The sequence below is a fragment of the Thermoflexus sp. genome, assembly GCF_025055495.1.
GTDB lineage: Bacteria > Chloroflexota > Anaerolineae > Thermoflexales > Thermoflexaceae > Thermoflexus.
Map to the genome: position 1 here is coordinate 1 of NZ_JANWXB010000314.1, position 11,497 is coordinate 11,497.

Genomic DNA, 11,497 nt, shown 5'->3' on the forward strand with positions numbered 1-11,497 from the left:
GCCGCCTTCGGGGTTCCGGCCCGACCCCCAAACATTCAATTTCCCCCCTCCCCGCGGCCCTTCGCGCCGCGGGGAGGGGCTTGGCCCTCTTGCCGCAGAAAGCTCAGGGCGCTTGGTGTCGGCCTGCTTGTCCAAAGTCCAGTTTGAAGGGAACGCCCGGAATCAAAGGGCAAGAGGAACAAAATCAAAGGCTTCCCATCCCGTTCCGCCTGTCCTCAGAGATCTTCGCCCCCCTCCCCGCGGCCTGGAGGGCCACCGGAAGGGAGCTCTCTTTCGTTCTCAAAGCCGCACCGGACGGGCTTCAGAAGGCGTTACAAGGAAAGATGGAACTTAACCCTTTATCCGCCGGATGAACTCCTCGATGGGGATAGCCGGGAGCGTCATGATCTTCACGCTTCCGCGCGAAGCGAGCTCCACCGAGACTCGAGCCACTGTCTCGTTATCCGGCGCTTCCACGATGTTGACGAAATCATAAGGACCCAGCACCGCATACTGGGCCAGGACCTTCACCCCCATCGCCTCGACTTCCCGGTTGACCTCCAGGATCCGTTCGGGGCGCTCCCGGATGGTTTCCGCGCCGTCGCCGGTCAGGGTGCTGAGCATAATATAGATCGCCATGGCAACCTCCTTTTCGCTTTTTGGCTTTTTGGGCCGGTGGTTTGTTTCGCTAAAACATGTCGTCAGCGTTTGTTTCCAAATCCTGATGAGCCCTCGCTCTTCCACCCCATTCATCTGGCTCCCAGGAGGGAGCAGTTATTCTCGAGCCTGAGATTTCCCTCACCGCCGGAAAGTCAGCGAATCTGAAACCGCTCCTTGCCAATCCGCAGGGTCACCGGGCCTGGAGCAGATAATCCGAACCGCAATTCGAAACCCAGATTCCGACCCGCCGGGATCATCCAGGGAAATGCGGGGGAAGCTTCCAAGAATGGCACCGGCTGGCCCTCCGGCCCGATCAGTTCCACCTCCGTTGCCTCCAGCATCACAAGCTGCGCGCCTGGGTTCCCGATCCCGCCCCGGATGAGCAGCACCCGTTCCTCAGGCAGCCACTCTGCGCTCTGCACCTGGATCTGAAGGAGAACCTCTGGCTCCGGTGTGGGCGTCGGACGGGGAACCTCAAATTCCACTTCAACCGGCGTGGTCCGGCCCGGAAGCGGGTTGAACCGCCAGACCAGAATCCCTTCCGCGCTGTTGCGGGGCATGAGATAGGCGACCAACCCGTCGACGGTGCCGCCTGGAGCGATCCGGCCTGAAGGAAGCGGGACACCCTCCAACATGGTGGGTTGATACCGTCGCCCAGCGGCATCGATCAGATTCATCTCGAAGCGTTCGATCGCCAGGGGCTCTTCGCCAGTGTGGGTCATCTCCAACCGAATCACCACTCCGACGAAATCCCCGGGGATCCCCGGACCGCTCCAGCGCAGCTCCACGTTCTCTAAGTTCAAACGGATTGGCCCCACCTGCACCGGGAGGCCCATCGGAACCCGTCCCGTGGCCAGTAGCGATGGGGATGTCTCCAGCAGCGGAGAGGCTGTCACTGCCCATCGGGGCTCCCCCCCGACCAGCAGGAGCGTCAGCCCTGGGCGGTGCTGGGAGAGGATCGCCGTATCCTCAGGGCGCACCTGCTGCTTGCCGGAGACCTGGAAGCGAAGCGCTGAGCCTGTGCTCATCTCCACCTCGAGAACATCTCCCTCTTGCAATTCCTCCACCAGACGTCGGGTTTCCGGGCGGTCGGACAGGCCGAATACCAGGTTCGCGAACGTTCCTTCCATCCAATAAGCCGTATCGCCTCGCCCGCGCGGCACCGGCCAGCTTCCCCCTTGCACAGCAAGGGGAGCAATTCTTAAGGTGGTATCTTTGACCCGAAGCCGAAGCGGAACGGGCGACGACGGAGTTCCCATCGTCTCCCTCAGCGGGGGCGGAGTTGCGGGTTGAGCGGCGCGGACAAGCAACAGAAGGCCTGCCACAAACAGAACCAGCCCCATCGCCCCCACGCCGGCGCTGATCAGCAAGAACGGGCGAACAGCAGGGGGGATCTGCTCCCAGCGCGCCCGTGCCTGCTCCCGCCAGCGAGAGAAAACGGCCATGGCCTTCTTCCAGGGATCCATCCCGCTTGCTCCAGACCGGTCATCCATCCATCTTTACTTCACAGTTTGCTCAAGGAAATTCCTCTCTCTTCTCTACATCCCAAAGAGCCATAGGGACGAAGGATGAAGAAAGAAAATACTCCTCACACCATCCATGATCCGTGCGGAGCCTGTCCTTTCTGCCTTGACGGTCATGGCAGACGAGCCGGCATCGAGATCGGATTCAACCGAATCGTCACCGACTGGCCGCTCTCCACGGGGCGCACCACCCCGAGATAGGGGATCACCAGACGCACCACCCCCTCCGCAACCCCCTGCAGGATCACCTGTCCCTCGTCATCGGTCACCCCACGAGCGATCACCTGTCCCCCGCGGAGGCTTACCAGCCAGGCCATCAGACCCACCACCCCTTCCCCTGGATCCGATGATCCGCTGCCATTGGCATCGTAATAAACCTCCAACCTCACCTCGATTCGCCGCCCGACCGGCGCGGGAGTAGGAGTTAACGCCAGGACCTGCAAGCGCACCGGCGTGGGCGTGGCGGTAGGAATCGGGGTGAATGTGGGGAACGGCGTGGCTGTGGGCGGCGGAGGAACCACAGTGATCGGCGGAGGCGTGCGGGTCGGCGTAGGGGTGGCGGTCGGCGGCAGGCCCACATTGCACTGCAGGCTGTAGCCGGATCCATACACAATGCCTCGTCCCCCCTGCCCCACCAGAAGATACATCCACCCTTCCCAGGTGGTTATGACCGTCACCCGGCTCCCCAGCTCTCCGGCCTGGGGGTTAACGTCATCGTTCCCAGCGACCCCATTTCGGTTCGCGTCATAGACGATGAGGTTCGTGTCCGTTCCAGGCGTAAGATCCGTGGTCTCACATGTGATGCGCATTCCCGGCTTCACCCAGAGCTTGAAGAAATCATTATCCTCCGTCCCCGGGGTCACCGGGACGAAATTCAGGCCGGTGTATTTCGCTCCCAAGCCGATGAGGGTCGCACGGTCGAAGTCATAATTCGGCTCAAAGGCGTCCGGGGAACCCGCAGGGGTAGGCGTAGGTGGAGATATGGGGGTGGGAGATGGGGTCGGAGTCCCTGTAGCCGTGGGGACAGGTGTCGGAGTGTTCGCAATTTGAACTACACTCAATAAATAGTTGACAACCACTGGGCTCGGTGTAGGGGTAGGCGTCGGTGTCGGCGCAGAAGGGCTTTGAAAGCTCAGCGGCACCAATTCCACGTAGTGGGTGGTGGTGTAGGCCCTCCAGGAAAGGGTGAGAGAGGAGCTACCTATGCTCTCATCGATCACATTCAACGCACTATCATAAAGCCTTAATCGAACAAGCAGTTGATTTGGATTGAACAATATGTTGAAAGACAATCGATAGTTGTTTCCGATCAGAGCGGCAAACCTGTAATAATCAATATCCGTATTGGTCACCGGGGCAGTGACGGTAATTCCGATAGTTCCCTGAACCGTATCTCCAAGCGTAATGGATGTGGCCTGGCCTGGAGAATCGTTTGGCTCAACCTCAACTGCCGGTGCTGCCCGGGTGGCCTCCCAAGAGAGAAACAACATCATCCCGCCCATCAAGATGCCCAGGACGGGGACTACTAAAATCCGCAGCCGTCTTGGAGAGGAAAGATGCATGGGAATTCCTCCTAATCCGATCGGCGGAGCTGCTGGATGCGCCGGACCAATTCTTCCATAGGGAACGGCTTCAACAAAAACGTGTCCGCCCCTGCAGCCCGGGCGGCGGTCTCCTGATCATCCCCAGAAACCACGATAACCTTAACGCTCTGAAGATCCGGATCTTCCCGAAGCGCACGCAACAATCCAGGGGCTCTTGCTTTTCCCAGATAGAAATCCATCACCACGATATCCGGCCGTGCCTCCCGGATGCACTCCAGAGCCCGCTCAGGAGAGGGGCAGATCACAGCCCGATAGCCTTCGAATTCCAACAGCGTCGCCAGCATGTGGGCCATTTGAGGGTCGTCTTCAATGATCATCACGGTGGTCATGGTTGACCATAATTAGACTCGTTACATAAGGGGCGATCATCCCTCTTCTCAGCCTTCTGGGCCGTGGAAAGGGGAAAACTTCGGATGAGGGCCCGGGGGTCTTTGCCCCCTCGAACCCGCACCCCCAAGATATGCTCTCCTCCTTCCCGAAGCTCTCAGGGCCCCAGGGCAGACGATCACCGGGAGGACCGACTGGCCTTCGTCTTCGCGGGGGCTCGGCGTCGGGCGCCGTCCTTCGACGGCGTCCGAGCTCCATCCCTCCGATCCTGTAGCGCCACCGCGAGGGCCTCGTCGACCGTCTCCACCAGCACAAACTCCATCGCCTGGCGCACATCCTCCGGCACGTCCTCCAGATCCTTCTCGTTGCGCTTCGGCAGGATCACCGTGCGCAGGCCCACCCGGTGCGCCGCCAGCACCTTTTCCTTGATACCTCCCACTGGCAACACCTTCCCCCGCAAGGTGATCTCCCCGGTCATCCCCACATCCGGCCGCACCGGACGATCGGAGAGCAAGGAGACCAGGGCGGTCACGATCGTGATGCCCGCGGAAGGGCCGTCTTTGGGCACCGCGCCGGCCGGAACGTGGATGTGGATATCGCTCTGCTCGAAGAAGCGCTCCGGGATCCCATAATCCTTCGCGTGGGCCCGCACGTAGCTCAGGGCGGCCTGGGCCGACTCCCGCATCACCTCTCCCAGGGATCCGGTGAGCACGAACCCCTTGCTTCCCGGCATCCGGGTTGCCTCGATGAAGAGGACATCGCCTCCGGTGGGCGTCCACGCCAGGCCGATGGCCACGCCGGGGACTTCCACCCGGTGGGTGAGCTCTTCCTCGGTGAACAACGGCTTGCCCAGATACCGGGGCACATCCTCCGCATCCACGAGTGCGGCCTCCGAAGCCCCTTCGGCGACCCGGGTCGCCACCTTCCGGCATACCCGACCGATAGCCCGTTCGAGGTTCCGCACCCCCGCCTCGCGGGTGTATTCCCGGATGATCCGCCGCACCGCCGCCTCGGTGAAGGTGATCTCCCCGGGCATCAACCCGTTCTCCCGCAGCTGTCGCGGGATGAGATAGCCCATCGCGATGTGGAACTTCTCCGTCTCCGTGTAGCCGGGGATGAAGATGATCTCCATCCGGTCCCGCAACGGCACGGGGATCGTATCCAGTTGGTTCGCGGTGCAGATGAACAGGACCTGGGAGAGATCAAACGGCACATCCAGATAGTGATCCCGGAACTCCCGGTTCTGCTCAGGGTCCAGCACTTCGAGCAGCGCCGAGGAGGGATCACCCCGCCAGTCCGCCCCGATCTTATCTACCTCATCCAGCATGAAGACCGGGTTCCGGGATTCCACCCGACGAAGGGCCTGGATGATGCGTCCGGGCATGGCCCCCACATACGTCCGGCGGAAGCCCCGGATTTCCGCCTCATCCCGGATGCCGCCCAGGGCCATACGGGTGAACTTCCGGCCCATCGCCCGGGCGATGGACTGGCCCAGGGAGGTCTTGCCCACACCCGGCGGCCCTACGAAGCAGAGGATCGCGCCCTCGCGAACCCGACGGATGTAATCCCGGGTCTCCAGTTCCTCCAGTTGCGAAGCCCGCTCCTGCTTGAGCTTGCGCACTGCCAGATACTCCAGGATGCGCTCCTTCACGTCCTGGAGGCCGTAATGGTCTTCATCCAGAACCTTCCGGGCATGGGCCACATCCAGGTTATCCACCGTGGTCTTGTTCCAGGGGAGGCTCACCATCCAATCCAGGTAGGTTCGGATCACGCCATACTCCGCGGAAGCAGGCGACAGTTTGGCCATGCGATCCAATTCCCGCAGGGCTTCCCGCCTGGCCTCAGGGGGCATCCCGGCCTCCTCAATCTTCCGCCGGAACCCCTCGATCTCCATCTGGTGCTCATCCGCCTCCCCCAATTCCCGGCGGATCGCCTCTAACTGCTGACGCAGGAAGAACTCCCGCTGCATCTTTTCCACCTGGGCCTGGGCCTCCGTCTGGATCTTACGACCCAGCTCCAGGACCTCGATCTCTCGCGTCAGCAGAGCGATCAGCTTGTGCAGCTTCGCCGCCACATCGTCCAGCTCCAGGATCTCTTGAGCTTCCTGGAGGGACATCCGCAGATAAGTGGCCACCGCATAGGCTAACTGCTTCGGATCCTCCACGGCCATCGCCATGGCCCCGAGCTGATCAGGGAGGCCGGGGACCAGCTCTACCATCCGGGCGAACAGCTCCGCTGTCTTGCGGCGAAGAGCCTCCAGCTCCGGGCCGGGGGTCACCGTTTCGGGATGGCGTTCCACCCGGGCCTTCAGGTAGGGCTGAGTGGCCGTATACTCCCGGATCCGGATCCGTTCCAGCCCCATCACCAGGATCCGCATCGTGCCATCCGGCATCCGGAGCAGGCGCTGGATCAGCGCCAGAGTCCCGACGGTGTAGCAATCCTCCGGCATCGGCTCTTCCAGCTCGGGGCGCTTACTGGCCACCAGGCCGACCAGCTTCTTGCCCAGGACCGTATCATCTACCAGCCGGATCGACCGTGGCTGTCCGACGGCCAGAGGGACCACTGTGAGGGGATAGACCACTACCCCCCGCAGCGGAAGAATGGGCAGCTCCTCCGGGATCTCCACCGCCGGCTCCTCCGGACTCTGCCTGGCCTCCGGCCGGATCCCCATTGGGGGGATCTCCTCGCTCTCTTCGTCCAGGAGATAACCTTCCCAATTCAACCCGAAGGGTCGCATCCACATCTCCCTCATCCTCGTCCAAATGCTGCTCCGATGGTTAAGAGTCACAGGCCTGCCTCCGATTTGGTCACCCGCAGACGCCGCGGCGTCCGCACCGTGATGGTCAGCGGCGGCTTCTTGGGGAGGGTCACGATCAGGAAGCCATCGCGGTAAACGGCCTGGGCCGCATCCGCATCCAGCGCCCAGGGCAGATAGACTTCTACGTGGAACTCCCCGTAATGGATCTCGAGCTGGTGATACGCGACCTTCGGCGTGGGATCCTGCCGGTAGCCGCTGATCACCAGCCAGCGATCGTGCAGCGCCACCAACACGTCCTCAGGCTTCAATCCCGCGATCTCCACCCGAATCACCACGGCCTCGTCGGTTTCATAAACATCCGTGGGCGGACGCCATGCATTTCCATGGCGCAACAGCCAGCGCTGCCGGGTTAAGATGTCCTGAAGCAGCCGCTCCATCTGAGATTCGAACCGCTCGAGGGCCCGCTCGAACTCATCCATAGAAAGCGCTCCGCTGCTGGCTCTCATGTTTTCAGGGAACTATCGGGATCATTTCGATTATAACACACGCTATGGGGAACTTTTGAGTTCCCCGGGGGTGTTGCTTCGCGACATAGAGCGGGGGTCCGAAACGCCCACGAAGGTAGGACGGGCAGCTTCGCTGCCTGCCCCACCTCCCTAAATTCCTGACCGCAACTTGGCCCAGCCAACGGCGCGGGCTCGAGACGAGCCAGGATATTTTTCTCCCCCCTCTCCACATCCCTCAAGGAAGAGTTTTGGGAACCAGACAGGTCGCCTTCAGCGGCCTTCCCGATCCCCAAGCCCCTCATCCGAATTCCGCAACAAGTCTAAAATAATTCTCCCCTTTTCACGATCCCTCAGATCGCGGAAAGGTTGGGGGTCGCCCATCATAGGCAGGGCGCCAGATCGAAAGCTCCATTACCAGCTGATCCAAAGGCCAGTCGCATTCAACGAACCAGGAGGTCTGTATGACGCTCATCACTTTCGAGGACTTCCTTAAAATTGATATGCGGGTGGGACGCATCATCCGTGCAGAGCCTCATCCGCGGGCGCGCAAACCTTCGATCCAGCTCTGGATTGACTTCGGCCCCGAGATCGGTGTCCGGACCAGCAGCGCCGCGCTGGCGGACCGCTATCGGCCGGAGGAACTGGTTGGGACGCTGGTGATCGCCGTGGTGAACTTCCCCTCGAAAAACGTGGCTGGCTTCGACTCCCAGGTGCTGGTCCTGGGCGTTCCCGATGAGGCTGGCCGGGTGGTTCTCCTGCGGCCGGATGCAGAGGTTCCCTTAGGCGCCCGCGTGTTCTAACATGGGGGGTGCTTCACGATGGATGAGTGAGGATGCAACGCCGATGGCCCCTCCCCCCCAAGGTCCGAAGGGCCTCGGGGGATCGATCCATTTCATCTATCCATTTCGTGGGTAGGTAAGGCCGCCTTCGACGGCCTGTCCAGCCCGAGAACCCTCAGGAGGTTCCCATGTCCGCCAAAGCCCATCTCTCCCCCGTGTGGCTGCGCATCTTCGATCTTGAAGTCACCCATGGTGAAGGCGTGTATCTTTATTCGACCGACGGTCAGCGTTATCTGGATTTCACCAGCGGGATCGCGGTGACCAACACCGGCCACTGTCACCCGAAGGTAGTGGCCGCAGTTCAGGAACAGGCGGCCCGCCTTCTCCATGGCCAGGCTAACATCGTCTATCACCGCCCGATGCTGGAGCTGGCGGAAGAGTTACTCACCATCGTTCCATCTCCGCTGGATACCTTCTTCTTCGCCAACAGCGGCGCGGAGGCCGTGGAAGCGGCCGTGAAGCTGGCCCGCTATGCTACTGGAAGGCCGAATGTGATCGTCTTCCAGGGCAGCTTCCACGGGCGGACCCATATGGCCATGGCCCTGACCACCAGCAAGACGATCTACCGGGCGGGGTATCAGCCATTGCCCGCGGGGGTCTACGTCGCGCCGTATCCTTACGCCTATCGCTACGGCTGGGATGAGGAGAACACGTTGCGTTTCTGCCTTCGGGAGCTGGATCTCCTTCTCAAGGCCCAGACGGCCCCGGAGGAGACCGCCGCCATTCTGGTGGAGCCCATCCTGGGCGAGGGCGGCTATGTGGTGCCGCCCCAGGGCTTCCTCGCCGCCCTACGGGAGCGCTGTGATCATTACGGGATCCTGTTGATCGCCGATGAGGTCCAGACCGGCTTCGGGCGGACCGGGCGCTTTTTCGCGGTGGAACACGAAGGGGTGGTGCCGGATGTCCTGATCATGGCCAAGGGGATCGCCTCGGGGCTTCCGCTTTCCGGGATCGCCGCGCGGGCGGAGCTGATGGCCCGCTGGAAGCCAGGTGCCCACGGTGGCACCTACGTGGGCAACGCGCTCTCGTGCGCCGCGGCGGTCGCCACCATCCGGGTGATGAAAGAGGAGCGGCTGCCAGAGAACGCGGCGGCCCGGGGGGCTGAGCTCCTGGAGGGCCTGCGCCGGCTCGCTTCACGCTTCCCACGGATCGGGGATGTCCGCGGGCGTGGCCTGATGATCGGCGTGGAATTCGCCCGGGATGGAGAGCCGGACACTGCGATCGCCAAAGCGATCCAGGCCGCCTGCTTCCGCCGGGGATTGCTGTTGCTCACCTGCGGAACCTATGACAACGTGATCCGCTGGATCCCGCCTCTGGTGGTGACTGCGGAACAAATCCAGGAAGGGCTGCGCATTTTCGAGGAGGCGATCGGGGAGGCGATGGAAACCGTCGGATGAAGCATTCGATCCCCGGAACATTGCGCCCACCCCATGGGATTGTTTGTAGGGGCAGCCCCCTGTGGCTGCCCCATTATGGGCACCCCCCGTGGGCAGGCCCTCGTGCCTGTCCCTACGAAATGTGCGACGTGCCGTATCGTTTTGTAGGGGCACCCCCTCGTGGTTGCCCCTACGATGGTTCATCCATTAACCGTCGAGCCAGAGCCAGGGCTTCCTCTCGGGTGGTCACCTCGCCAGCCGCCTGAGCCTCGCGGATGGCCTCCAGGATACGGCCGATCTGTGGCCCCTCTGGCACCCCCAGCGCCAGAAGGTCCTCCCCCCGGAGGAGAAGGCTTGGGCGGACGAACCGCTCGGGCGCCTCGAAGAAGGCTTGCCACAGAGTCCGCGCCACCTCCAGTCGGGGTCCCCAGATCCCATCCGTCAGCGTGGGGCCCCAAACAGCCAGGGTGTCCGCCAGGGCGAGCAGCGATAGATCCACTCCCCGTTCTCCTATATCCCGGAAAAACCGGTAGATCGCCCGCGGCGTGAGCCGCCCCCGTGCCAGCCCGTGCGGCCGCATGTGATAACGGACCAGGATCTCGATCTCCTCGATCTCATCATTGCTGAAGCGGAGCATCTCCAGGCGACGGGCCGCCCATTCTGCTCCCACCCGCTCGTGGCCAATGAACCGCACCCGTCCATCCGGCTCCACCGTCCGGGTCGCCGGTTTCCCAATATCGTGCAGCAACGCGGCCAGCAACAGCAGCGCCCGTCGGGGGTGATCCGTCGCTATTTCCTCTTCCCAGCGGGTGCGGAGACGTTCCCGCCAAGGGGCCATGGCCGCATCGATCTCCGCCCATCGCGGTGCAAGATCCAACAGTTCCGGTGATTCCATCGGGCCTCCCAGCAGCCGCTCCATCGCTGTGACCGTCCGTAGCGTGTGCTCATAGACATCCCACACATGGGGCGGGCCCTGCATCACGCCGCGCAGGTTCGCTACCTCCGGCAGGATCTCCGGGAGGATCCCCAAGGCCTCCATTCGCCGCAGGCTGCGGACCAGAGGGGGGATCAAGAGGATTTTGACCAGCTCCTCCCGCACCCGTTCCGGCGCGACCAGGATCAGACGGGGAAGCGCTTCCTGGAGCGCCTGCTCGGCCTCTGCCGTCATTTGAAGTCCAAACTCGGCCTCGAAGCGAACCGCCCGGATGATCCGAACGGGGTCCTGGCGGAAAGCGTCGGGAGCACAGGGACGCAGCCGCCCAGCCCGCAGGTCTTCCAGCCCCCCCAGGGGATCGAAGGGCATTAGAGGCTCCGCGCTGAGAAAAGCGTCGAGATCCGCCATCATCGCATTGATGGTGAAATCGCGGCGCCGGAGATCTTCCTCCCAGGAGGCACCATCACGTCGGGTGAGGTCAATGTAGAACCGACGGCCCCCTGGGCTCCGCCAGACCACCCGGCCGAACTCCCGCCGGGCATCGAGGATGTAGAAAAACCCTCCGATCCGGTCGGCCAGGGCCCGGGCCAGGCGCAAGGCGGGGCCGACCACCACTACATCGAGATCATTGGGCTCCCGGCCGATCAGGCGATCTCGCACTGCGCCGCCAACCACCCGGGCCTCATAGGGGCCCTCCTCGAGCAAACGCTTGAGCGGCTCCAGCAACGCTCGAGGCAACATTTCCTCCCCACATCCAGATTGGGTAACACCACAGAATCCTGTAGCGTGCTCCTCTTCGGCTTGGCGGGAGATTCCCTCCCCTCTTTCCCGGTGAGAACAAGGAAAGAGCGGAGAAAGGGATCGCTCCGCCCTCCATGCCATTCTGCAGCGCTACCCCCGATCGCGTTCACATTGTAAATCATAGAGCATCCCGGGAAACCGGAGATGAGGAGTGCTTTGTCCAGTTATAAACTGGGGATTTGAGGAACCG

9 protein-coding genes are annotated in these 11,497 nt (G+C 62.5%); 2 read left to right on the plus strand and 7 right to left on the minus strand.

Going from position 1 to position 11,497, the window contains the following annotated elements; genetic code table 11:
- Positions 1 to 330: 330 nt before the first annotated feature.
- The 6 genes from NZM16_RS09970 to NZM16_RS09995 all read right to left on the minus strand — a co-directional run bounded on the left by NZM16_RS09970 (position 331) and on the right by NZM16_RS09995 (position 7,330).
- On the minus strand, positions 331 to 618 hold the full coding sequence (locus NZM16_RS09970; RefSeq protein ID WP_295447746.1) for a GYD domain-containing protein: 288 nt from the start codon (positions 616 to 618) through the stop codon (positions 331 to 333).
- A 173-nt stretch (positions 619 to 791) separates the two neighbouring features.
- A complete protein-coding gene (locus tag NZM16_RS09975) occupies positions 792 to 2,105 on the minus strand; it encodes a hypothetical protein (protein ID WP_295447744.1) in 1,314 nt (437 codons plus the stop codon).
- 170 nt (positions 2,106 to 2,275) lie between these two features.
- The gene (locus NZM16_RS09980; RefSeq protein ID WP_295480201.1) at positions 2,276 to 3,388 is read right to left on the minus strand and encodes a hypothetical protein; all 1,113 of its coding nucleotides are present in this window, start codon (positions 3,386 to 3,388) and stop codon (positions 2,276 to 2,278) included.
- Positions 3,389 to 3,735: 347 nt separating this feature from the next.
- Complete coding sequence (locus tag NZM16_RS09985) at positions 3,736 to 4,095, minus strand: PleD family two-component system response regulator (protein ID WP_295447738.1); 360 nt, start codon at positions 4,093 to 4,095, stop codon at positions 3,736 to 3,738.
- Positions 4,096 to 4,271: 176 nt separating this feature from the next.
- Complete coding sequence (lon, locus tag NZM16_RS09990) at positions 4,272 to 6,836, minus strand: endopeptidase La (RefSeq protein WP_295480203.1); 2,565 nt, start codon at positions 6,834 to 6,836, stop codon at positions 4,272 to 4,274.
- A 41-nt stretch (positions 6,837 to 6,877) separates the two neighbouring features.
- Entirely contained in the window at positions 6,878 to 7,330 is a 453-nt protein-coding gene (locus NZM16_RS09995) for an Hsp20/alpha crystallin family protein (RefSeq protein ID WP_295480205.1), read from the minus strand.
- Positions 7,331 to 7,818: 488 nt separating this feature from the next.
- Here NZM16_RS09995 and NZM16_RS10000 point away from each other — a divergent pair, with 488 nt between their 5' ends.
- Together NZM16_RS10000 and NZM16_RS10005 are read left to right on the plus strand one after the other, a co-directional pair.
- Entirely contained in the window at positions 7,819 to 8,157 is a 339-nt protein-coding gene (locus NZM16_RS10000) for a tRNA-binding protein (protein ID WP_295447729.1), read from the plus strand.
- Positions 8,158 to 8,324: 167 nt separating this feature from the next.
- Entirely contained in the window at positions 8,325 to 9,593 is a 1,269-nt protein-coding gene (locus NZM16_RS10005; RefSeq protein WP_295447727.1) for an aminotransferase class III-fold pyridoxal phosphate-dependent enzyme, read from the plus strand.
- 169 nt (positions 9,594 to 9,762) lie between these two features.
- Here the strand turns inward: NZM16_RS10005 and NZM16_RS10010 are convergent, their stop codons facing one another.
- Positions 9,763 to 11,244 (minus strand): HD domain-containing protein, encoded by a 1,482-nt coding sequence (locus NZM16_RS10010; protein WP_295447724.1) that lies wholly within the window; start codon positions 11,242 to 11,244, stop codon positions 9,763 to 9,765.
- Positions 11,245 to 11,497 lie beyond the last annotated feature (253 nt).

Excerpts from the sequence above, each read along its gene's own strand:
- lon (WP_295480203.1), bottom strand. The coding sequence starts at position 6,836 with ATGTGGATGCGACCCTTCGGGTTGAATTGGGAAGGTTATCTCCTGGAC.
- NZM16_RS10000 (WP_295447729.1), top strand. The coding sequence starts at position 7,819 with ATGACGCTCATCACTTTCGAGGACTTCCTTAAAATTGATATGCGGGTG.
- NZM16_RS09975 (WP_295447744.1), bottom strand. The coding sequence starts at position 2,105 with ATGGATCCCTGGAAGAAGGCCATGGCCGTTTTCTCTCGCTGGCGGGAG.
- NZM16_RS10005 (WP_295447727.1), top strand. The coding sequence starts at position 8,325 with ATGTCCGCCAAAGCCCATCTCTCCCCCGTGTGGCTGCGCATCTTCGAT.
- NZM16_RS09970 (WP_295447746.1), bottom strand. The coding sequence starts at position 618 with ATGGCGATCTATATTATGCTCAGCACCCTGACCGGCGACGGCGCGGAA.
- NZM16_RS09985 (WP_295447738.1), bottom strand. The coding sequence starts at position 4,095 with ATGACCACCGTGATGATCATTGAAGACGACCCTCAAATGGCCCACATG.
- NZM16_RS09995 (WP_295480205.1), bottom strand. The coding sequence starts at position 7,330 with ATGGATGAGTTCGAGCGGGCCCTCGAGCGGTTCGAATCTCAGATGGAG.